A 21,697-nucleotide genomic window follows, 5' to 3' on the forward strand; every position below is an offset into this window, starting at 1 on the left:
ATGTTACTATTTATTAGGAACAATTTTCACAATGCCAACTCCTTCTAGTGCAGCATAAATATATCCATCTGGTCCTTGACGAACATTTCTAACACGCCCCATACCTTCTAGTAATTTTTCACGTTTCACTACCTTATTGTCTTTAAGAACTAGACGTTCTACATATTCAAATTTTAATGAACCTGCGAGTAAATTCCCTTTCCAATCAGGATATATATCAGAGGTGATAAAAGTCATTCCACTCGGAGCTATAGATGGTACCCAATAAAATAAAGGTTGTTGCATTCCTTTTTTCTCAGTAATTTCTGTGAATATAGTACCACTGTAATTAATTCCATAACTAATTACTGGCCAACCAAAATTCTTTCCTTTTTGTATAATATTAATTTCATCTCCACCTCTAGGTCCATGTTCATGCACCCATATTTTACCAGTTTCAGGATGTTTTACCATGCCTTGAGGATTTCTATGGCCATAACTATATATAGCTGTTTTAGCATTTGGTGTATCTACAAATGGGTTGTCTTTTGGTATACTACCATCATCGTTAAGGCGATAAATTTTTCCGCAGTCTTTAGTAATGTCTTGTGGGTTTACATCTCTACTACCACGATCTCCTACAGAGAAATATAGATAGCCATCATCATCAAACTCTATACGAGATCCAAAATGTTGACCTCTTCTAGAATTTGGTCCTGCTTTATATAAACGTTCTACATCAGTTAATGTGTTGCCATTTAATTTAGCTCTTATTATTGCTGTATTTCCGCCATCACCTTCACCATCTGCAGAAGCATGAGACATGTATATCCAACCATTGTTAGCATAATCAGGATGCAATTCTATATCTAAAAGTCCACCTTGTCCACGTAAATATATTTCTGGTAAACCTTGTATCTCTGTTTTTTTACCATCTTTAAAATGAATAAGTTCGCCAGTTTTCTCTGTAATTAACATAGAACCATCAGGCATAAAAACCATACCCCAAGGGATATTAAGTTCAGAAACTACAACTTCAGTGGTGTAATTAATGGTTGTCGGGGCTTCAGCTTTAACACTAGATTCTTTTTGTTGGACTTGTGCACATGCTAGAGTAGTTATAAAGCACATGGCAAGAATAAGTTTGTACTGTTTCATTTTGAAAGGTTTTAAAGCATAAAGTTATGCATATTTGTTTAAAAAGTATAGTTAATGTTAAATCCACCATAATAGTTTATAGGATTGCCTGGGTAAAAAAAGCGAGGCGCATTGCCACCAAAACTACTTGCGTTGATTAAAATTTGAGATGCAAACACTTCATCTAACACATTATCTATACCAAAAAACGCATTAAATGTTATGCGTTTTGTTAGCTCTTTTTTATAACCAACTTTTATGTTTGTTAAATTGTAACTATCGCTAAATAAACTATTACTGTCCGTTATAGGCTGGCTGCCGACATGTTGGAAATTAATATTGCCATAAATACCAAATTTAGAACTGATATCTATACCTGCATTAAATACCTCTGACGGAACACCTGTTAAATCGTTTCCGGAAAAATCGTTATCCTCATCGATAAACTCTTCAAATGTAAAGTCATTAAGGGTATAGTTTAAAAACGTACCTAATTTAAACTTTTCTGTATCAATCCATTGGTAATTTACAGCTAGTTCTAGACCATCGTGTTGTGTTTTTCCAGCATTTACACCAATAAATTGATCTTCAGCAACACGTCTAGCTACTAAAAGGTTTCTTACATCTAATCTGTAGATGGCAAGATTAAATAATAACTTATTGTTGAAGGCAGAACCTCTTGTTCCGATTTCGTAATTCCAACCGGTTTCAGGCTCTAAATCTGTATTGATTTGCCCATCAGGTAATAAAGTATCTTCTAAAGAAAGCGGAGAAAAACCTTGACTGACACTTCCATATAAGCTAATGTCATTAGAAATTAAATGGGAAAGTCCAATTTTTGGAGATAAAATTCCATCAAAATTAAATTCGCCCGATTGATCTGGGTTTCCATCTGAAACAGGAAAACGATCTTCTAAGTCATATGATGTTTGGTTATAGTTTAGTCCAATAACAATAGATGTATTTTTTAAAACTTCGTAATTGGTTTCAAAAAAGAGATTAAAATAACTTCTGTTTTCTTTAAAGTCTGATAGACGATCGCCTTCAACACTACCAGTACCTTCAGGAAAATCTTCAAATAAGTTTTCAAATGTGCCAGAGGTATAACGATCTCTAAAATATTCTCCACCAAAGGTGTAGTTAAGTGGTTTGTTAAACAATGTAGCTTTACCTAATAATCGACTTCGTAAACCTAATGCAAAAGTGTTTTCTTCTAAAATATTAAATGGTCTTGGCTCGTAAGCATCTCTAAAAGAACCAAAAACACTAGTAACCTGTTTTAATTTTTCTTGATATTGATGATTCCAGGTAACACCTAAAATTCCACGTTTAGAGTATTCAAAACCTTGCGCTTGAGCCCATGTAAATGCCGCTGCTGTTGGATTGTTGATAAAGGTATCTTCATTTAATGAACTCGGTATAAATGCTTTTAAATCTACATAACTTGCTAACACAGAGATTTCGTTATTATTATTAATATAATGGTTGGTGCTAAATGTAAAAGTCTGTCTATCGTATTCGTTATTATCTCTATAACCGTCAGAGTGCGTATTGCTATAAACACCTCTGTAGCTGTTTTTTGTGTTACCGTGATTAAAGTTTACAGTGCCTTTTACTAATCCAAAAGATCCAACGGTTAATTGACTATTAACTGAAGTTTCATTTAAATAAGCATTTTGCGGTGTAAGATGAATTGTGCCACCTAATCCAGCACCATAAATGCTAGATGTAGCACCTTTTATAACTTCGATGCGAGAAATAGATCCAAGTTCAAAATCTTCGATTGTTGTTTCTCCACTACCATTAGTTAATGGAATATCTTTAAAATATGCTCTAATTTTTGATGTTCCAAAAAGATTACGAGATCCTATACCACGTATTGTAAATCGATTGGTGTTTAATGCACCACTTTGTACAAAAACTCCAGGTGTTCTGTTTAGTACTTGAGAGATATTAATATCGTTACTGCGATCAATATCCTTTTTTGAAAGAATTTCAATAGTCGCAACCGATTTTTTAAGCGCTTTAGGAATTTGGTTTGCGTTAATAATTATCTCATTTAATTCTGAAGGATTTATAACTAATTCAATTATAAGATATTTTGAATCTTTTACTGTTATAGTTTTAGTTTTATAACCACTCTTTATAATTTGATATTGCCCTTCAGAAATTTCAAACTCACCATTTGATGTACTTGTAGTAATGTTATTGTCTTGAATGTTTATAATAGAAACATTTTCTAAAGGTATTCTTTGATCACTATCAATAACTTTTCCTTTTATTGTTTGAGAGAAACCTAAAACAGGAAGTATTAATAATATAAAGGAGATTATTTTTATAGACGTAGAGCTGATATGAAATGATATTTTGTTAATTAAGAGTGCGTAAATCTAAATCTAAAAAAATGATTTAATGCGCTAATCACCCTAAATTAAATGTTAATTTTTAAAAGGTTTTGATATAATTTTAAAGATAGAATTAATTATAAATCTCAACAACCAATTCAATTTCAACAGCTTGTCCTCTAGGAAGTGAAGCGACACCAATAGCAGCACGGGCGTGTTTTCCTCGATGACCAAAAACCTCTACCATTAAATCTGAAAATCCGTTGATTACTTTAGGTTGCTCTACAAAAGCAGAATCCGAATTTACCAGCCCTAAAACTTTTACAATACGCTTTACTCTTTTTAAATCACCTAACATTGCTTTTAATACTGCCAATTGATTTATTGCAGTTAAACGTGCGCCTTCATATCCTTTTTCAATAGAAATGTCTTGACCTAATTTTCCTGTGATTTCTGTTCCATCTGCATATTTTGGCCCTTTTCCAGCTAGGAAAATAAGATTACCAGTTTGGACACCATTAACATAATTTGCTACTGGTTGAGGTGGTTTAGGCAATGTAATTCCTAAGGCTTCTAATTTTGCTTCAGGATCATAATCGGCTTCAATGTTATGTGTCGACTGTTTTTGACAATTTGAGCTGATTAAAATTACACATATAATTAGTGCTTTTTGATAAATGATTTTCATTATTTTTTAGAGTTAGTGTTTTTTTGATTTGGAAGAAAATCTACCGCTTTCCATAGCGGATTACTTTCATAATAATGTCCATTGGTTATTACAGCAGACACGGTACGAATATTTGAAATATCATCTAACGGATTTTTTTCTAAAATAGCAATATCGGCTTGTTTTCCTATGGTAATGCTTCCTGTTTGAGAATCCATATTCATTATTTTAGCAGGAATAATGGTTGCTGTTTGTAAAGCTTCAAAAGGGGATAAGCCACCTAATTTTTGATAATTTTCAATTTCTAAATACAAACTAAAAACAGGAACCGCATTATCTGTCCCTGCTACGATGGGCACGCCTGCTTTAAAAAAAGCACCTATAATTTCTTCTATTTTTGCATGCTTTTCTTGAAGACTTTTTGAACGTTTAGGCAATACGCCTTTTCTAAGTCTTTTTCCTTCCCAAAGTTCAGGTGCAATTCTATAAGCAAAAGGTTCTATAACCTCTAAAGTATCTTCTTGTGACATACTTGTTATAAACCTTAAATTCATAGTTGGGTCTAAAGCGATTTTATGTTGCAATAGATAATCAATAGCTGCATCAATTCTATCTTGAGAGACATTTAAACTATCTCTAAATTTGGTTGCCAACTCTTGTCGTGTATATTCTGGAAACAATACCGAATAGATGGCGCGATCGTGACTAAACATATCCATTCCTAAATTGACTGCTGTAACAATTTTTCCTATTGGTTGAGGAATATGCCCTGTTACTGTCATCCCTCTTTTATGCGCTTCTTCAGCTAAAACTTTTAGTACTTCAGGTTCTATAGAATTGTAGATTTTTATTTGCTTGTACCCATTATCAAAGTACATTTCTACTACCTGTTTAGCTTCTTCTACATTAGTAGCACGAATAATACCATTACCTTTAATTCCAGGACCATCTGTCATGCCTGCTAAAAGGATATCTGGACCTATCATTCCCTTTTTAGCAATGGCATCTCTAAAAGTAGTAGCAAACTCAACCTCATTGCCATTATCTCGAATCGTTGTTACACCACCAGCTAAATAAGCTGGTGCCCATTGTACTTGATTAGAGTGTGCATGCATATCCCATAACCCAGGAATGAGTGTTTTGCCACTTAGATCTATAATTTGTGCAGAGTCAGGGATTTTAATTTTAGACTGTTTGCCAATGTGGGTTATTTTTCCATTTTCTATAAGCAAACTCATATTGCGTTGAGTACTATTGTTTATACCATCTACAATATCTGCTCCAATGAGCGCTATTATATTTGATTGTTGTTCTTTGTAATTCTTAGTGTATTCACTAAGCGTATTCATCTGCTCGGTGACATTACCAGCAATAAAAACAGGCATTGCTTCTTCATAACCTTTACGAATGACTTCTCTTATCTGTGTATTTGCTTTTACAATGGCTACCAGGTTTTTATCTTGATCTAACCATACCGTTCGTCCACCCCAATTAATACCTTCTATTACATATCTATCTAATAGAATATCTTTTCCTTTTATTTGAACTAAATCCTCTCCTTTATGAGTCATTAAAATTTCACCTCTCGGAAATGTTTTTAGTAGTCTAGATGGATTGTTTTTTAGAATAGATTGGTACAACATAATCTCAATAGCTGCTGGAATATTACTATGCAAAGGAAAAAATGTAGTTGGCTTTTTAAATTTACGTAGCTCGAAGTGTTTTTCCCAAATAGAGAGACTATCCTTTTTTTGACTCATCCTAAAGACATTGATAGTGTCATTATTTGTAATGCGTCTGTTATTATAAGACATTGGATTTAAATCTATATCAAGTTTTAACTCAGCTAAAGTGCCTGTAATTCTACCGCGTTCGTTTTCGCCTTGAAGTGATTTTACGGTAATGAAATTTTTATCTGAAGTGATGGAAAAGGTTTCTTCTCCAATTAAAGACTGTCTTCTGTATATTAAAAAACTACCTTCTTCATCTAGATCTTGCCAAGTGTTTGTATTCGTGTCACATCCTAACATTAATGTTAAAATGCATAGGAAGATAATTGAATTAAAAAGTTGAGTATAATTGCTTTTTATGATATAATACATCCTTAATTTTTGTTTTGATTTATCCGATTGCGATAATATAAGTTTAACTCATCTGAATTACTTTCAATAATATCTAATCGTCCATCTCCAGTTAGATCTGAAACCAGAATATCATAAGTGCTAAATTCCTTTTTACTTAAAGGAATGGTTTCCCACTCAAATCCATTATTTTTATTGATAAAAATAGTATTGGGTTGCCTATTATTGCCAATGATGATGTCTTCTAACCCATCTAAGTTTAGATCACCAGTACTAACCGCAAAAGAATTAGAATCACTGTCATCAAATACAATACTATTTGAAAATGTATAGTCTTTATCTCCAAAGTAGATTTTATTCGCTTCTCCGATATTGGCAGTGATAATATCTAAAAAACCATCTCTATTAATGTCTATAACAGCAACAGATCGGGTGTTATCTGTTCCTGTTCCGTATGGGATTTTTTTATTAAAGTTGAGTTGGCCGTCATTAAGATAGATGTAATTTTGTTGTTGGTCACGATTGGCTAAAATAAGATCGTTATGTCCATCGTTATTCATATCAGCAACTTCGACATCTATTGTAGAATCATCTTTAGTTCCAAAACCAATACTGTTACTAAAATTTCCTTTGCCATCATTGAGGCATATTTCATTTTCTTGTCCTCTGTTAGTAATTAAAATATCGGTATCACCATCTTTATCAATATCTGTAACTACAATATTTCTAGTACTAGAATATAGCCTTCCAAAGTCACCTGTTTTTGCAAAATTTCCTTGTCCGTCATTTATAAATATAGCGTTAGGTGCCATATCATTGCCTACAACTATATCTAAATCGCCATCATTATCTAGGTCAGCCAACTCTGTTGAATAACTGGTTGTTTTTTCTTCCCCTAATTTTTTAGAAACAGTAAATCGTCCTGAACCATTATTTATGAAAATTCGATTTTGCCCTGGCCAATGCCTTCCATTAGCAACGATAACATCAATATCTCCGTCATTATCAATATCTCCAACACCTATAGAAGCTGTGCGTTCTTTTAGATTTCCGAAAATGAGTCTGTTATTTGTAAGAAATGAAGAAGATTGCCCAAATGAAGGTATAACAACTATGAAAGTAATTAGAAAGAAATTAAATGTTGTTTTTTTCATGCTCTTTTTATGGTTTTAGTGTTTCTCTATAAAAACGAAGCCAGTTGCGACCTAATATTTTTTCAATGTCGGTTGAGTTATAGCCCCTTTTGTCTAAAAGCCTAGCGACATAGCGATAACGATCGGTTGTATCTAGTTCTGGAATCCACGGCGGCCATTGTACTTTGTATGATGGTTTAAATCGTGTTAAACGTGGTACATACCAATTTTCTCTTGTAGCACCAGTAGCTTTTAATCCCTGAATTGCGAAATCTGCTGCTAAACCTACGTGGTCAATTCCTGCTACCTTAACCGCATGGTCTATATGATCTACATACGTTTCTAGTGTAGTATCTGTTCCTAAATTAGGGCCAATCATATACCCTAAACTTATGATTCCTATAATACCTCCTTTATCAGCCATGGCTTTGATCTGTTCATCGGTTTTAGCACGCGGGTGATTTTTGTGTAAATGTTCACACATTGAGTGATTAAAAGAAACTCCTGTTTTACTGAATTGTATAGCTTCATTTGTGGTTTGACGACCACAATGCGATAGATCGATGATCATTCCGAGTTCGTTCATTTGACTAACAGCTTCAAGGCCAAAATCAGATAGACCCACATTGGTGCGTTCTGTACAGCCATCTCCAATTAAATTACGTTCGTTATAAGTGAGTTGTAACCATCGTGTTCCTGCATCGTAGAGTTTATTTATATTTTGAATAGATGTACCAATCATATTGGTGTTTTGGAATCCCAAAAATATAGCTGTTTTCTTTTCTTGTTTTGCTGTAATGAAATCTTCAGCACTTTTGGCAAGTATTAGTTTGTCTTGGTTATCTGTTATACGTTCTTGCCATTCCTTTAATTGTTGAAGTACGCTCTCTAGACTTCCTGAACCTATTGAAGCATTAAATCCTGTATACCCTGTTTTTTCTAATGCTTTAAATGAATCTTCATTCCAACCTCTAGTAATTACTATTCCATCAAAGACAATAGCTTCATTGTATAATTTATCTATATCGCTTTTAAAAAGTTTTGATTTTAAGTTATTATATAAAAAATTACTTTGATGACTATCACTGGCAAAACTATTTAAAATCTGCATTGGAAAAAGAGCACCTATAGACGCTTTTTTTATAAAATCTCTTCGTTTTATTGCCATAATTGGTTGCTATTGTTTCTCTAAAGTAAGATAGCTAATACCCAAAAGTAATAAACTAATACCAAACCCATCTATTGAGCTGTTTTCTATAAATGAAATTATCATTTTCTTTAAGATTGAATATCTTATGATACTTGGAGGTTTTTTCTAAAAAAGAATTATATTTGCCAACCTAAAATTAGATAGCCAATTCGGGGTGTAGCGTAGCCCGGTTATCGCGCCGCGTTTGGGACGCGGAGGTCGCAGGTTCGAATCCTGCCACCCCGACAAATTAAAACCTTATAAATTGTAATGATTTATAAGGTTTTTTTGTTTTTTATAAATATGTTAATACGTGCTTTTAAGATGAAAATCTCAACTATTTGTAGTTTTCAATCGAAATTATTTAAAAATATTTGTGTATTATAATAAACAATTTAATTATTTTTTGTTATATTTGTGTAATATAATAAACATATAAATGATTGGTGTTATAACTATTAAAGATGTAAAATTACAATTGGGTGAGCTTTGTAAGCAGAAAAGGCAAATTTATGAAATGTCTCAAGAAGACCTCGCTGTTGCTTTAGACTTATCGCGTTATACCATACAGAAATTTGAGAATGGTAAAAATGCAACACTCGATACCGTATTAAAAATTGTCAATCATTTTGATTTATTAAATAATTTATATCTAGCACTAAAAGATATAGAGAATACAAACGATATAAACTCTTTGTATTAAGATGGCTAAAAATAATATTATAGATGTTGTACTATTTGGTACGGAAATAGGTAAGGTTGGATACGATGTAGACAAGCGTGCATCTTATTTTCAGTATAATCCGTCATTTTTAGATTCTAATACGTACACTAATATATTTCCTTATGTGTTTAAACGTATCAAACCTGTACAGGTATTTACAAAATTTGAAGGAGAAACATTTAGAGCTTTACCTCCAATGATAGCAGATTCTTTGCCAGATATGTTTGGTAATATCATTTTTAAAGAATGGTTTGAAGCAAAGCATAAAGCATTCAAAAAAATTACTCCGTTAGAACAACTGACTTATGTTGCTAGTCGAGGCATGGGCGCATTAGAGTATAGGCCATCTGCAGAAATACCGAAAACAAGCACAATACAGATTGATGAAATTGTTGAGGTTTTAAATAAAGTGCTAGATCTTAAAAAAGAAACTTCTGAAGCTGTTTTAAATGATATGGCATTGTTAAATGTTTTTAAAATAGGAACTTCTGCAGGAGGAGCACGACCAAAAATTCTCATTTCTGAGCATAAAAAAACAGGGCAAATAATTCCTGGTGACATGGAATATAGTAATGATTATAATCATTACTTAGTTAAACTCTGTATGAATGAAGAATGGGGTTATAATAAAGAAAAAGTAGAATACATTTATTGTTTATTGGCAAAAGATATTGGTATAACGATGATGCCTTCAAAATTGATAGATAATAAGCATTTTGCTACGTTACGTTACGACAGACAAAATGGTAAAAAAAAGCATGTTTTAACAGCCTCTGGTTTAACGGGTTGGGATTTTAAAAAACCGGAAAACTCGAGTTATGAAAACCTATTTCAATTGGCACTAGATTTAAAAGTCCCTTATAAAGATATTCAAGAACTCTTTAAAAGAATGGTATTTAATGTCGTTTTAGGAAACATAGACGACCATCTCAAAAACCATAGTTTTATGTATGATGAGACTTCTAACTCATGGAGTTTAGCACCAGCATACGACTTAACATACCCATTAAATATAAACTTTAATTATAGTAATGTATCAAGAGCATTGTCTATAAATAATAAGCGCCAGAGTATTTCTTTAAAAGACGTATTGACTATTGCAGAAACATATGCGATCAAAAACCCTAAAGGCATAATAAAGCAAGTTCAAGATGTAACTTTAAAATGGAATTTATATGCAGAAGAATTAGAGGTTCCAAAACAGGTGTCTCTTGCTATTAAAAATGAATTTTTTAAGATTATATAGGTTACCTATTGCACTATAATTTCTGTTAATAACTTCTATGTAAGTATTTAATCAAAAAAGCTACTTTTGTTATCCATATTAAAGAAAATGAATATGTCAGATACAATAGAGAGAGTAAAATGCTTAATCATAGGTTCAGGACCTGCAGGTTATACTGCAGCAATATACGCTTCTAGAGCAAATATGTTTCCTGTATTATACCAAGGAGAACAACCTGGTGGTCAATTAACAACAACGAATGAAGTAGAGAATTTTCCTGGTTATAAAGATGGAGTTACAGGACCAGAAATGATGATTGAATTACAACAACAGGCCGAACGTTTTGGCACAGATGTACGAAATGGTTGGATTACTAAAGTTGATTTTTCTGGGCCAATTCATAAAGTATGGGTTAATGGTGAAAAAGAGATTCATTGTGATACTGTAATAATTTCTACTGGAGCTTCTGCAAAATATTTAGGCTTAGACTCTGAACAAAAATATTTAAAACTTGGCGGAGGTGTTTCTGCATGTGCTGTCTGTGATGGATTCTTCTACAGAAACCAAGAAGTTGTTATCGTTGGAGCAGGAGATTCAGCTTGTGAGGAAGCACATTACTTATCTAAATTATGTAAAAAAGTAACGATGCTTGTACGAAGAGATGAGTTTAGAGCGTCGAAAATTATGGCTTCTCGTGTGAAAAACACAGAAAATATAGAGATCCTTTTTAATACAGAAACAGAAGAGGTTATGGGAGATGGTCAAGTAGTTACTGGAGTTAAAGTGAAAAACAATCTCTCTGGTGCTGTCTCTGATATTGAAGCTACAGGATTTTTTGTAGCGATAGGGCATAAGCCAAATACAGATATTTTTAAAGGATATTTAGATTTAGACGAAACAGGTTACATTGTTAATGCTGTACCTGGAACAAGTAAAACTAATGTTGAAGGCGTATTTGTAAGTGGAGATGCTGCTGACCATGTGTACCGACAAGCAATAACTGCGGCAGGTACTGGCTGTATGGCTGCTTTAGATGCAGAACGTTATTTAGCAGCTAAAGATGCTTCATTTGAAGTTTCTACACCTCAATACTAGACGTATAATATAATAGAATAAAAAAATGCCGAAGATTAATCTTCGGCATTTTTGCGTTTAAAATTTTCTTTTTTATAATTCCTTCTTTTGAAGTTTTGCAGAACCACTTAACTTATTTAATATTATTTTAGGTTCACCATACAAATATGTTTCTGTTGTTCCTGAAGCTTCTATAGTTATAGATTCAGTTGTTAATAATGTGGCATCACTATTAGATTCAATGATTAATGTGCTATTTTTTATTGTATAGTTTTTTCCGAAGAATTTGCCCGAATTATCAATGCGCAAATCACAAGTATCAACATCTCCTTCAATAGTGGACTTAGCACGTTGATAAATATCAAATTTAGAAATTTTACTATTAATTAAGGCATCTAATTGGCTATCATCGCTTAAAATGAATGCTGTAGAATCTGCGGCCAAATTAAGTCGGCTTTTAGATTTCCCTGAGGAATTAAATGTAAAGTTTGAAGCTTTTATATTTAAATAAGCTCTAGAACTTCCTGTAGTTTTCAAAGAAACATCTCCTAATTCCATAGAGGTTAGTGATCTAATTTCAGTGCTGCCATTAACTTCAATATGTTTTAATAATTCGCCATAATTAATAGTGATTAATAATTTTTTCTTAGATGTAATCCGTTTTGAAGTACTGAATGTTAAAACACCGTTTACAACTTCAAAAGTTATAATATCGTGTAAGTTATTGTCAGCTTCTATCTCTATAGAAGGTTTATTGTTGAAAACAATTTCTATATTAAAATCTCCATTAATAATTAGAGATTCAAAGTCATCAACATAAGTTTGTTTTATAGTGACATCTCTGTTTCCTTTTATTCGATCTTTAATTTGGGCATAACTTGTAAGCGTTCCACCAATTATAAGTAAAAGGGTAAAAGCTAGTTTGTTCATCATCTACATTTTTTGATTTGATAAACAAATATATGCAAAAACCATCCCAAACTCTAAAATGCGTTTGAAATGGTTTAATACTGATTGATTGACTGATTTATAATTGCTAAATCTAATTTAGCATAAAATGATTGGTGTTATTGCTTTCTAATACTACCAGAAACCCCATTTTTTTTATTAACGATCTCAGGGTTACCAGAGTATTTAATGTTTCCACCGCTAGAAGCTTTTGCTGTTAATTCTTTAGACGTGTTTACAGAGATATTAGATCCGCTAGAAGCATTCACTCTAGAAACTTGAGTGTCTAAATTAGAAGCTTTAATATAACTTCCGCTAGAAGCTTCAGCTTCTAAACGGTTTGTATCTCCACTTAACTTTATACCAGAACCACTAGACGAATCACAGAATAATTCTTCTGTTTTTACATCAATATCTATATGACTTCCACTAGAGCTGTATAAGTTGAGTTCGCTGGTTTTAAATGTACTTGACGAAGATACATAAGCACCACTACTTGCTTTTATACTTGATAGATCTTTAACACTAAGCATCACTTTTTTTGATGCAGAAGATTTAATATTTGCAGTAGTAGAAATACGTAAAACATTATTCTCCACTTCTGTTGTAATAATTTCATGTAGATTTTCATCTGCTTCTACACTTAAATTAATAGTGTTATCTTGGGTGATATATACTTCAATACCTCTACTTATTTTAACTGCGTTAAAATCTTTATCTATATATCTATTCTCTTTAGTTACATTTCTATTGCCTGTAACTCCTTCACCTATATTAAGGTCAAAGACGCAAGAGGTCATTAATAAAGAAATTATACTCGCTGTGATTAATCTGGCTATTGTACTCATGATTGTTGTTTTTTGATTAGTGATAAATACAGTTCAAATATTTAAAAAATGATTGGTTGGTTAAATTTTAAATACCTGAACTGTTGATTGATTGGCTTGAGCTGTTAATTATTGTTGTCTTTAGATTTAATTTCTATACCTGTAGAATCATCAATTTTTATATTAACATCAGATTCTTTAACATCATTAGAATCAATATTTATGGTTTTATCACCCCATTTTAGAACAACTTCTTTATCCTCATTGTCATCTTCATCTTCATCTTCATCTGGACAATCCAGACATTCTACATCATCTTCAATAATTTTATGAGTTTCTCCTGCTTCACTAAAAGACATAATACTTCTACTTGAACGATAATTACTTATATAGCGCCTAGTATTTTCTTTCAGTTTAATGAAACTTCCTTCTGGTAAGTATAAGATAATTTCAATCTCTTGATCACTAAATTTATTTTCTGCGTCAGTTGTTAAATATTTATCTAAACGCAATTCGTTATTAACTAAAGCATAATTATAATCGATATTAGTAGCACGTTCTTTTGCAATTTCATAGCGACTTCCGTAAGCACTTTTTAATATTTGAATTGAAGCAATAGAATCTTTTGTAGATCTAATAATTAGGCGTATGTCAGATGATGAAATTACACGTTCATCGTTTTCATTTCTATATATACGATAGTTAGAAGTGTACCTTCTATATGAATTGTATTGACTATTATCGACCATATTTACTTTTAATGTGTCGTTAACAGTTACGTTTAAAGGAGCTTCCGTTTTAACAGTAGCATTATTTGTAAATTCTGTGGCTTGTTTTACACCTGCTACTGCAAGACCTATTATAGAGACAAGCCATAGACCTAATAATGTAAATTTTGCAACATTACCTATAGATTTTAAGTTGTTAATGAGTATTCTTAGTCCTAAATAAAAGATAAAGAAGAATGGTATGCCTACTACAAATAATAACAGAATTGACATTAACCATATTGGAATATTTGCTGTATTGCCAAGTTCTAAGAAATCTATTCCTGGAAAATGGATAGCATCCGTTATACCAACCGTAAATAAGGCTACAATTAATCCAATAAGAGTACTGATACCTGTAATGATTAATATAATACCGATAAACTTTGCAAATATTTTAAGGAAGAACATTATAACGTCTCCTAAAGACTCAAAAAAACTTCTAGAGCTCGATTTTATGCGATTGCCTTGTTTTTGAAAATCTACACCTTTAACAGAATCTGATATATTATCAGAAACGTTTTCAAAACCTTCTTTTATCTTATCTCCATGTTTTTTAAAATCGACATTTTTTACTTTTTCTGAAACCGTATCAATGCCGTCTTTAATTTTTTTTTCGATGTTGCTAATGTTCACAGGATCACCCGTCATAGTTAGCTTTTCGGCCGTAGTTTTAGCTTCAGGAACTAAAGCCCAGAATAATAAGTATATAATAATAAATGTTCCGCCAGAGAATACGGTAAAAACACTCCATAATATGCGTATCCATAATACATCAACACCTAAGTAATGCCCTAAACCAGAGGCAACACCTCCTACATAAGAGCTATCCGTATCTCTATATAATTTTTTTGATGGTCCAGACGGTCTACGTTTAGTTTGTTTTACTTGAGGTTCATCTTCAAAGATTTCGTCATCTACGATATAATCTTCTGGTTGCCCCATTATAGTAATAACTTGGTCAACAAGTGTAGTGCCTACCACTTGTTTTTCGTTTTGTATACGTTCGCTAAAAAGTTCCGCGATTCTGGCTTCGATATCCGAAATAATTTCTGATCGTCCTTGAGAGTCTGTAAATGAACGTTTTATAGCCTCAAGATAGCGCTGTAATTTTAAGTATGCATCTTCATCGATATGAAAGAATATACCTGCTAAATTTATATTGACTGTTTTATTCATTTTGTTGTTGTTTTTTTAGTGCTTGTTACTAGATTTACGGCATTTTGTAGTTCACTCCAAGTAGTGTTTAGTTCATTCAGAAACAATTTACCCGTTTCTGTAAGACCATAATATTTTCTTGGTGGTCCAGAAGTAGATTCTTCCCAACGGTAATTGAGCAACCCTGCGTTTTTAAGCCTTGTTAATAGTGGGTATATTGTACCTTCTACAACAAGCATCTTAGCATCTTTTAATGTGCCCAGAATCTCTGCAACGTAAGCATCATCATCTTTTAAGATGGATAGGATGCAGTATTCTAGAACACCTTTACGCATTTGTGCTTTTGTGTTTTCTATCTTCATATTTTAATGAGATTAAATTTTAATAAACTGTTCATTTTTTGATTGATGATGATTAGCTGATTGATGAATTTTGATTGATTGATTGATTGATTGATTGATTGATTGATTGATGAAATCTTTATTTTAAAAAATTAATAGTTAGCGGGTAATTATATGTTTTTCCATCTCTAGCAGACAAGCTTGCTTTTACAATTAATGCGAGCTCTAATAAAAAGCCTAAAAACGCTAAGATGCCCAATCCACCTCCAATATATAGTAGAGGTGAAGGTTTGCCTATTTTAAGATGAAAATCGTAAAAACCATTAAAATCTAAAAAATCGATACCATTTAGTATTTTAAAAATAAAAAACGGAACACTAATAGTGCCTATAATTAAAGTATATAGCAGAATACTAATTTGAAAGTTGATGACTTGCTTTCCGTTTTTATCTATAAACTCAGATTTTTCTTTATTAGCTATCCATAAAACTAAAGGTCCTATAAAATTTCCGAAAGGAATTATAAATCTAGAAAATGTAGATAGATGGATAAATGTTGCTAAATTTTTATGATGATTATCGATCATTTTTAAAAGTATATAATAGTTGCTTATGCAAATATATGTCTAAAAAAAGGTATTATGTAAAACATAGTACTTAAATTTAACATAAAATTAACATTAGTAATGTTGTAATTTTTCACCTATTTTAGAGAAATAATAGCATCATATTTCATGAAAATTACACCTTCTAAACTTAATACCTATCTAATGTTTAAACTGCCTTCAGCTTACTTTACAGGAGTTAGAGCTAAACACATAGATGATGTCAAATGCATAGTTAAAGTAAAACATCGATGGATTAATCAAAACCCGTTTCGTTCTATGTTTTGGGCAGTCCAAGGTATGGCTGCAGAGCTAACAACAGGTGCTTTAGTAATGAAAAAAATAAAAGAAAGTAAACGAAATATATCAATGTTAGTGGCAAATAACAGTGCTTCATTTACTAAAAAAGCAACTGGAGTTATAACCTTTGAGTGCACTGATGGAGATAAAATAGATGCTATAATTGATAAAGCAATAGCTACAGGTGAAGGCCAAACCATTTGGTTAAATGCTAATGGGGTTAATAATGATGGTGTAGAAGTCTCTCAATTTAAGTTTGAATGGACATTGAAAGTAAAGTCTTAAATCTTATTGATAACTTTTTTTTTGAGATAGGTGTAACAAAGTTTAAATCTATTCAACATATAAGTGAATCAACAAAAAACAAAGTAATAGTAATGGAAAGATTACCAGATTTTAATAATAGAAACGCACACGAAATAGATTACCGTATTTATGGTGAAGAAATGCAATTTGTAGAAATAGAACTAGATCCTAATGAAGGCGTTATTGCAGAATCGGGAAGTTTTATGATGATGGACGATGGCATTAAAATGGAAACTATTTTTGGTGATGGATCTCAGAAAGATCAAGGCTTCTTAGGAAAAATACTTGGAGCCGGAAAACGAATACTTACTGGCGAAAGCTTATTTATGACAGCTTTCTATAACAATTTAACAGGAAAGCGCAATGTCTCTTTTGCTTCTCCCTATCCAGGAAAAATTATACCTATAGACCTTACCGAATATAATGAAAAGTTTATTTGCCAAAAAGATGCATTTTTATGTGCGGCAAAAGGAGTTAGTGTAGGTATTGAATTTTCAAAGCGGTTAGGTAGAGGTCTATTTGGAGGAGAAGGTTTTATAATGCAGAAGTTAGAAGGAGATGGTATGGCATTTGTCCATGCTGGCGGAACCATGGCTAAAAAAGTATTACAACCTGGAGAGATAATGAGAGTAGATACAGGTTGTATCGTTGGGTTTACACAAGATGTAGATTACGATATAGAATTTGTAGGAGGCATTAAAAATTCAATTTTTGGAGGCGAAGGTTTGTTTTTTGCAAAATTGCAAGGACCAGGAACAGTATTTATACAGTCGTTACCATTTAGCAGGTTAGCAGGTCGTGTACTAGCATCAGCTCCAAGAAGTGGCGGGCGAGATAAAGGTGAAGGCAGTGTTTTAGGTGGTTTAGGGAATCTTTTAGATGGTGATAATCGATTTTAATTTACAACTTGGCGTATTTTATTAACATAATGCTGTGTTAAAAATCGATGTGTTTTTTAATTTAAAAATTATTTTTTCCTTATCTTGTTGAACAATTAAACCAAAAAGCTTATACAAAAAGTTACGTTATCGTTTAAATCTAAACCTAATTAATTAACTATGTCGAGAGCAATGTTTGAGTATACAAAGACTGTACTCAAAAAAGTAAGTTTTGATGCAACTTTATTTTGTAAAGAAGTTCAAAAAGCAGTAAAACGCTTATTGCCTTATGAACTGAAAGAATTAAAAATCTTTATTCAGAGTATGGTAAATCAAAAACCAGAATTAAATCAATGTTTAATCTATTTAAAATAATCATAAAAAGCGATCTACAGATCGCTTTTTTTTATTTAGCTACAGGACTAATAATCTTAACATTCTGAAATGCGATAGCACCTCTTACCACTCCTGAAATCACATTATGTATCGCGTCAATAATCTGCATTTTTAATTCACTTTTATGATAAATGATGCTAACTTCTCTAGCAGGTGATGGTTCAATGAAATAACGAAGATTAGCATTAAATTTATCAGACATGTCTAAGGTATGTAAATATGGAAGGAGTGTCATTCCTAAGCCTTCATCAGATAGTTTTATTAATGTTTCTATGCTACCACTTTCTAATTGAAAATTATCATCGATATGATCTTTAAACGTTTTACAAAGATTAATAACTCCTTCTCTAAAACAATGCCCATCTTCTAAGAGAAGCATATCATCAACATTTAAATCAGAGATTTCCACATTATTTTTTTTAGATAATCTATGACTGTTAGGTGTATAAGCCACAAACGGCTCATAAAACAAAGGTCTTTCCTTTATATTAGGGCTTTCTAGAGGTGTTGCCGCAATAGCAGCATCTAAATGACCTTCGTTAATACGTAATATAATTTCTTCGGTAGTTAACTCTTCTATTTTAAGCTTAACTTTTGGATACTTATTTATAAAATTCTTTAAAAACATAGGAAGTAATGTTGGCATTACTGTTGGTATAATGCCTAATCTAAATTCTCCTCCAATAAATCCTTTTTGTTGATCTACAATATCTTGAATTCTATCCGCTTCATTTACTATATTACGAGCTTGGTATACTATTTTTCGACCAACATCAGTTAATTCAATGGGTTTTTTGCTACGATCAAAAATTAAAATATTGAGTTCATCTTCTAATTTTTGGATTTGTGTGCTTAACGTAGGCTGAGTTACAAAACACTTTTCTGCAGCTTTAGTAAAGTTTTTATGTTCAGCTATGGCTAAAACATATTTTAATTGAGTGATTGTCATTGGTATTGAATTAGACTATAAAAATATAAAAACTATTTATAGAAACTATAGTATTGTAGATTTAATTATAGCATAATTTTGTTTTAAATATAAATTTGAAGAATATGATGCTGAATAGCATAGGATTAGATACAGAAAAGACAAAGGATTTGGCTAATGATTTAAATCAATTATTAGCAAATTTTCAATTGTATTATCAGAATTTAAGAGGTATACATTGGAATATTAAAGGACGTGCGTTTTTTGACTTGCATGTAAAATTTGAAGAATTATATACAGATGCTAACCTTAAAGTTGATGAAATAGCAGAACGGATATTAACACTTGGTGCAACACCATTACATACATTTGAAGATTATAATAAAGCCGCAAAAGTACCTGTAGGTAAAAATATAAGTAAAGATGACCATGCTGTACAGCTTATTGTCGATTCTTTAACAGAATTACTAAAAATAGAACGACAAATTCTTGATAACTCTGATGAAGCTAATGATGAAGGAACCAATTCAATGATGAGTGATTTTATAACTCAGCAAGAAAAAACAGTTTGGATGATGAAAGCATGGTTGGGTGAAACGGTGTAAAATATCAGTATAGATTTTAAATAAAAAGACTCCTTTTAAGGAGTCTTTTTTTGTTTTGATTGATTGATGATATTTCTGTTTAAAAGCGGATGTTTAAACTTATGTCTTTATTGGTTACCATAAATTTTGCGTCTTCATATTGTGGTGGGCCAAAATTCATAACATTATTTGACGCTCCAAAAGATTCTAATGGCATACCATTTTCTTTAAAATCCATTCTGCCGTTTTCATTAGCATCATGAAGTGCAAGAATAGCGTATTCTCCAGGTGCTACATTTTTAAATGTTACAGTTACTTTTCCATCTTTAATTGAAGATTCCATTTCTGCTATAGGTTTAGCTTTCATAAAAGTATCTTTAGAGTGTAAAGCTATGCCAACTTTACCTTTATCGCTTGTAACGTTATCTATAGTTACTGTAATGGTTTGGGTTTCTTGTGCAAAACTAAAAATTGAAGTAATAAGTAATGCTACTGTTAAGATTAAATGTTTCATAATGGTTTGTTTTTTGATGTATTTGTTATTATTGATTCAAATATCTAACAAACCTCAAAGGTTTTATAATAAGAATTACTGAGCTGTAATTTTTACAGGATGAATTGTTGTTTTATTACGTAAGGATAGAAAAGGGACAAGCAACAAGAGGCATGAGAGTGTGAGTAGCTTTAAATTTTAAGTTTGTAACCAACAACCAACAACCAACAGCCAACAGCCAACAGCCAACAACCAACAACCAACAATCAACTAAAGAAGCCCTCTTGCTTTAATCTCTAAATATTTATTGATGGTATTAACCGTCAGTTTTTCAGGAGGAGTTAAAATACTTTGAATGCCATGTTTTTGAAGTTCTTTTACCATTAAGCGTTTTTCAAAAGCAAATTTTTCAGCAATAGTTTTATGATATATAGTTTGTAAATTTTCAGCATCTGCATGTATTAGTTCATTTAACTCAGTATTTTCAAATAAAACGACAACAAGCATGTGTTTTTTAGAAATGGCCTGTAAGTATGGCATTTGACGTTTTAAAGCGCTTAAATGTTCAAAATTAGTGTATAGTAAAAGTAGGCCTCTATGTGTGATTTTTCGTTTTATTTGCGCATAGAGTAAACCAAAATCACTATCGTTAAATTGTGTGTCTATATTATAAAGGGTTTCTAATATGCGATTTAAATAAGTGAGTTTACTCAATGCAGGTAAATAGTTTTCTATCTTTTTAGAGAAAGCTAATAATCCTACCTTGTCGTGCTTTTTTAAAGCCACATTGCTAAATGCAAGTGTAGAGTTTATAGCATAATCTACTAGCTTTAATTCATTAAAAGGCATTTTCATTACACGACCAGTATCTATAATAGAGTAAATAGGCTGTGATTTTTCGTCTTGATATTGATTGACCATCAACTGTGCACGTTTGGCAGTGGCTTTCCAGTTAACAGTTCTAAAATCATCACCTTGAACATAATCTTTAATTTGTTCAAACTCTGATGTATTACCTATACGTCTTATCTTTTTTAAGCCAAATTGTGTTAAATGGTTGCTTATAGCTAAAAAGTCGTACTTCTGCATTTGTATTATGGATGGATAAACCATTACCATTTGCTGGTTCTGAAATTGGTACTTACGTTTTACTATTTTTAGTAGAGAAGACGCAAAGATATTTAAGTGCCCAAAGTAATATTCGCCACGATCTACGGGTCTAACCAAATATTCAAAATCATGAATTTCATTTGGATTTAATACCGTTTGGTATGAGAAATCCCGCTTTTGAAATTGTTCTGGCAATTCATCAATAACATCTAAAAATAATTTTAAACTATAGGTGTTTTTAATGGTTATTGGCACAGGATTGGGATCACTGTTAGAAAACTTATCGGGCAATAAACGCCTAGCATTTAATCCTTGTTTAGTGCCATATAGTATAGAAATATCAATAACAAAAAGGATGAATATAATAATTGAAATTATGGTAGCTATAGAAAAAAGAGCAGGAAACCAATAGGATAATAAAAAGCACACTGAAGCCACAGCTATATAAATATAGAATTGATTATGTATATACAGCGACTTAATAAACTTCATCTTCTATTATA

General features: G+C 31.8%; 21 protein-coding genes and 1 tRNA gene. 8 read left to right on the plus strand and 14 right to left on the minus strand.

Translation table 11 applies throughout. From position 1 onward, the window contains the following. Nucleotides 1-6 precede the first annotated feature (6 nt). The 6 genes from K8Z87_RS10160 to K8Z87_RS10185 form a co-directional block, all read right to left on the minus strand. Entirely contained in the window at nt 7-1,137 is a 1,131-nt protein-coding gene (locus K8Z87_RS10160) for a PQQ-dependent sugar dehydrogenase (RefSeq protein ID WP_227477452.1), read from the minus strand. 38 nt (nt 1,138-1,175) lie between these two features. Continuing rightward, nucleotides 1,176-3,506: a TonB-dependent receptor domain-containing protein gene (locus K8Z87_RS10165; RefSeq protein WP_317207424.1), complete on the minus strand. Its 2,331-nt coding sequence runs from the start codon at nt 3,504-3,506 to the stop codon at nt 1,176-1,178. Nucleotides 3,507-3,594: 88 nt separating this feature from the next. Further along, the gene (locus tag K8Z87_RS10170) at nt 3,595-4,149 is read right to left on the minus strand and encodes a RidA family protein (protein ID WP_227477453.1); all 555 of its coding nucleotides are present in this window, start codon (nt 4,147-4,149) and stop codon (nt 3,595-3,597) included. Continuing rightward, the gene (locus K8Z87_RS10175) at nt 4,149-6,158 is read right to left on the minus strand and encodes an amidohydrolase family protein (RefSeq protein WP_227477454.1); all 2,010 of its coding nucleotides are present in this window, start codon (nt 6,156-6,158) and stop codon (nt 4,149-4,151) included. Before K8Z87_RS10175 ends, K8Z87_RS10170 begins: the two co-directional genes overlap by 1 nt. Before the next feature lie 74 nt (nt 6,159-6,232). Further along, nucleotides 6,233-7,363 (minus strand): FG-GAP repeat domain-containing protein, encoded by a 1,131-nt coding sequence (locus K8Z87_RS10180; protein WP_227477455.1) that lies wholly within the window; start codon nt 7,361-7,363, stop codon nt 6,233-6,235. Nucleotides 7,364-7,370: 7 nt separating this feature from the next. Next, nucleotides 7,371-8,510, minus strand: a complete 1,140-nt coding sequence (locus tag K8Z87_RS10185) for a dipeptidase (RefSeq protein WP_227477456.1) — start codon at nt 8,508-8,510, stop codon at nt 7,371-7,373. Between the two features lie 192 nt (nt 8,511-8,702). Between K8Z87_RS10185 and K8Z87_RS10190 the strand changes: the two genes are divergently transcribed. The 4 genes from K8Z87_RS10190 to trxB all read left to right on the plus strand — a co-directional run bounded on the left by K8Z87_RS10190 (nt 8,703) and on the right by trxB (nt 11,575). Further along, nucleotides 8,703-8,777: transfer RNA gene (locus K8Z87_RS10190), tRNA-Pro, on the plus strand. Nucleotides 8,778-8,970: 193 nt separating this feature from the next. Further along, nucleotides 8,971-9,234, plus strand: a complete 264-nt coding sequence (locus K8Z87_RS10195) for a helix-turn-helix transcriptional regulator (RefSeq protein WP_227477457.1) — start codon at nt 8,971-8,973, stop codon at nt 9,232-9,234. 1 nt (nt 9,235) lies between these two features. Next, nucleotides 9,236-10,501 carry a type II toxin-antitoxin system HipA family toxin gene (locus K8Z87_RS10200; RefSeq protein ID WP_227477458.1) on the plus strand — a complete coding sequence of 422 codons (1,266 nt, stop codon included), beginning with the start codon at nt 9,236-9,238 and terminating at the stop codon, nt 10,499-10,501. A gap of 93 nt (nt 10,502-10,594) precedes the next feature. Beyond that, complete coding sequence (gene trxB, locus K8Z87_RS10205; protein ID WP_227477459.1) at nt 10,595-11,575, plus strand: thioredoxin-disulfide reductase; 981 nt, start codon at nt 10,595-10,597, stop codon at nt 11,573-11,575. A gap of 72 nt (nt 11,576-11,647) precedes the next feature. On the opposite strand, the gene K8Z87_RS10210 is transcribed toward trxB, so the two are convergent. The 5 genes from K8Z87_RS10210 to K8Z87_RS10230 all read right to left on the minus strand — a co-directional run bounded on the left by K8Z87_RS10210 (nt 11,648) and on the right by K8Z87_RS10230 (nt 16,181). Next, nucleotides 11,648-12,487: a GIN domain-containing protein gene (locus tag K8Z87_RS10210; RefSeq protein WP_227477460.1), complete on the minus strand. Its 840-nt coding sequence runs from the start codon at nt 12,485-12,487 to the stop codon at nt 11,648-11,650. A 134-nt stretch (nt 12,488-12,621) separates the two neighbouring features. Further along, nucleotides 12,622-13,350 carry a head GIN domain-containing protein gene (locus K8Z87_RS10215; RefSeq protein ID WP_227477461.1) on the minus strand — a complete coding sequence of 243 codons (729 nt, stop codon included), beginning with the start codon at nt 13,348-13,350 and terminating at the stop codon, nt 12,622-12,624. Between the two features lie 104 nt (nt 13,351-13,454). Then, nucleotides 13,455-15,275 (minus strand): PspC domain-containing protein, encoded by a 1,821-nt coding sequence (locus K8Z87_RS10220; RefSeq protein WP_227477462.1) that lies wholly within the window; start codon nt 15,273-15,275, stop codon nt 13,455-13,457. Continuing rightward, nucleotides 15,272-15,616 (minus strand): PadR family transcriptional regulator, encoded by a 345-nt coding sequence (locus tag K8Z87_RS10225; protein WP_227477463.1) that lies wholly within the window; start codon nt 15,614-15,616, stop codon nt 15,272-15,274. The genes K8Z87_RS10220 and K8Z87_RS10225 overlap by 4 nt, the downstream gene beginning before the upstream one ends. A gap of 118 nt (nt 15,617-15,734) precedes the next feature. Further along, nucleotides 15,735-16,181 carry a DUF4870 domain-containing protein gene (locus tag K8Z87_RS10230; protein WP_227477464.1) on the minus strand — a complete coding sequence of 149 codons (447 nt, stop codon included), beginning with the start codon at nt 16,179-16,181 and terminating at the stop codon, nt 15,735-15,737. A 147-nt stretch (nt 16,182-16,328) separates the two neighbouring features. Between K8Z87_RS10230 and K8Z87_RS10235 the strand changes: the two genes are divergently transcribed. From K8Z87_RS10235 to K8Z87_RS10245, 3 genes are all read left to right on the plus strand, one after another. After that, nucleotides 16,329-16,784 carry a DUF4442 domain-containing protein gene (locus K8Z87_RS10235; protein ID WP_227477465.1) on the plus strand — a complete coding sequence of 152 codons (456 nt, stop codon included), beginning with the start codon at nt 16,329-16,331 and terminating at the stop codon, nt 16,782-16,784. 92 nt (nt 16,785-16,876) lie between these two features. Beyond that, entirely contained in the window at nt 16,877-17,704 is an 828-nt protein-coding gene (locus K8Z87_RS10240) for a TIGR00266 family protein (protein WP_227477466.1), read from the plus strand. Nucleotides 17,705-17,863: 159 nt separating this feature from the next. Continuing rightward, nucleotides 17,864-18,058: a hypothetical protein gene (locus K8Z87_RS10245; RefSeq protein WP_227477467.1), complete on the plus strand. Its 195-nt coding sequence runs from the start codon at nt 17,864-17,866 to the stop codon at nt 18,056-18,058. 31 nt (nt 18,059-18,089) lie between these two features. Here K8Z87_RS10245 and K8Z87_RS10250 read toward each other — a convergent pair whose 3' ends face one another. Further along, on the minus strand, nt 18,090-19,028 hold the full coding sequence (locus K8Z87_RS10250; protein ID WP_227477468.1) for a LysR substrate-binding domain-containing protein: 939 nt from the start codon (nt 19,026-19,028) through the stop codon (nt 18,090-18,092). Between the two features lie 104 nt (nt 19,029-19,132). Between K8Z87_RS10250 and K8Z87_RS10255 the strand changes: the two genes are divergently transcribed. Continuing rightward, nucleotides 19,133-19,612, plus strand: coding sequence for a Dps family protein (locus K8Z87_RS10255; RefSeq protein ID WP_227477469.1), 480 nt, complete (start codon nt 19,133-19,135; stop codon nt 19,610-19,612). A 79-nt stretch (nt 19,613-19,691) separates the two neighbouring features. Here the strand turns inward: K8Z87_RS10255 and K8Z87_RS10260 are convergent, their stop codons facing one another. Together K8Z87_RS10260 and K8Z87_RS10265 are read right to left on the minus strand one after the other, a co-directional pair. Then, the gene (locus K8Z87_RS10260; RefSeq protein WP_227477470.1) at nt 19,692-20,105 is read right to left on the minus strand and encodes a DUF2141 domain-containing protein; all 414 of its coding nucleotides are present in this window, start codon (nt 20,103-20,105) and stop codon (nt 19,692-19,694) included. A gap of 249 nt (nt 20,106-20,354) precedes the next feature. Then, a complete protein-coding gene (locus K8Z87_RS10265; protein WP_227477471.1) occupies nt 20,355-21,686 on the minus strand; it encodes a DUF58 domain-containing protein in 1,332 nt (443 codons plus the stop codon). Nucleotides 21,687-21,697: the final 11 nt, after the last annotated feature.

Source organism: Winogradskyella immobilis, assembly GCF_021887715.1.
Taxonomy (GTDB): domain Bacteria; phylum Bacteroidota; class Bacteroidia; order Flavobacteriales; family Flavobacteriaceae; genus Winogradskyella; species Winogradskyella immobilis.

Excerpts from the sequence above, each read along its gene's own strand:
- K8Z87_RS10160 (WP_227477452.1), bottom strand. The coding sequence starts at position 1,137 with ATGAAACAGTACAAACTTATTCTTGCCATGTGCTTTATAACTACTCTA.
- K8Z87_RS10170 (WP_227477453.1), bottom strand. The coding sequence starts at position 4,149 with ATGAAAATCATTTATCAAAAAGCACTAATTATATGTGTAATTTTAATC.
- K8Z87_RS10175 (WP_227477454.1), bottom strand. The coding sequence starts at position 6,158 with ATGTTAGGATGTGACACGAATACAAACACTTGGCAAGATCTAGATGAA.
- K8Z87_RS10180 (WP_227477455.1), bottom strand. The coding sequence starts at position 7,363 with ATGAAAAAAACAACATTTAATTTCTTTCTAATTACTTTCATAGTTGTT.
- K8Z87_RS10185 (WP_227477456.1), bottom strand. The coding sequence starts at position 8,510 with ATGGCAATAAAACGAAGAGATTTTATAAAAAAAGCGTCTATAGGTGCT.
- K8Z87_RS10195 (WP_227477457.1), top strand. The coding sequence starts at position 8,971 with ATGATTGGTGTTATAACTATTAAAGATGTAAAATTACAATTGGGTGAG.
- K8Z87_RS10200 (WP_227477458.1), top strand. The coding sequence starts at position 9,236 with ATGGCTAAAAATAATATTATAGATGTTGTACTATTTGGTACGGAAATA.
- trxB (WP_227477459.1), top strand. The coding sequence starts at position 10,595 with ATGTCAGATACAATAGAGAGAGTAAAATGCTTAATCATAGGTTCAGGA.
- K8Z87_RS10210 (WP_227477460.1), bottom strand. The coding sequence starts at position 12,487 with ATGATGAACAAACTAGCTTTTACCCTTTTACTTATAATTGGTGGAACG.
- K8Z87_RS10215 (WP_227477461.1), bottom strand. The coding sequence starts at position 13,350 with ATGAGTACAATAGCCAGATTAATCACAGCGAGTATAATTTCTTTATTA.
- K8Z87_RS10220 (WP_227477462.1), bottom strand. The coding sequence starts at position 15,275 with ATGAATAAAACAGTCAATATAAATTTAGCAGGTATATTCTTTCATATC.
- K8Z87_RS10225 (WP_227477463.1), bottom strand. The coding sequence starts at position 15,616 with ATGAAGATAGAAAACACAAAAGCACAAATGCGTAAAGGTGTTCTAGAA.
- K8Z87_RS10230 (WP_227477464.1), bottom strand. The coding sequence starts at position 16,181 with ATGATCGATAATCATCATAAAAATTTAGCAACATTTATCCATCTATCT.
- K8Z87_RS10235 (WP_227477465.1), top strand. The coding sequence starts at position 16,329 with ATGAAAATTACACCTTCTAAACTTAATACCTATCTAATGTTTAAACTG.
- K8Z87_RS10240 (WP_227477466.1), top strand. The coding sequence starts at position 16,877 with ATGGAAAGATTACCAGATTTTAATAATAGAAACGCACACGAAATAGAT.
- K8Z87_RS10245 (WP_227477467.1), top strand. The coding sequence starts at position 17,864 with ATGTCGAGAGCAATGTTTGAGTATACAAAGACTGTACTCAAAAAAGTA.
- K8Z87_RS10250 (WP_227477468.1), bottom strand. The coding sequence starts at position 19,028 with ATGACAATCACTCAATTAAAATATGTTTTAGCCATAGCTGAACATAAA.
- K8Z87_RS10255 (WP_227477469.1), top strand. The coding sequence starts at position 19,133 with ATGATGCTGAATAGCATAGGATTAGATACAGAAAAGACAAAGGATTTG.
- K8Z87_RS10260 (WP_227477470.1), bottom strand. The coding sequence starts at position 20,105 with ATGAAACATTTAATCTTAACAGTAGCATTACTTATTACTTCAATTTTT.
- K8Z87_RS10265 (WP_227477471.1), bottom strand. The coding sequence starts at position 21,686 with ATGAAGTTTATTAAGTCGCTGTATATACATAATCAATTCTATATTTAT.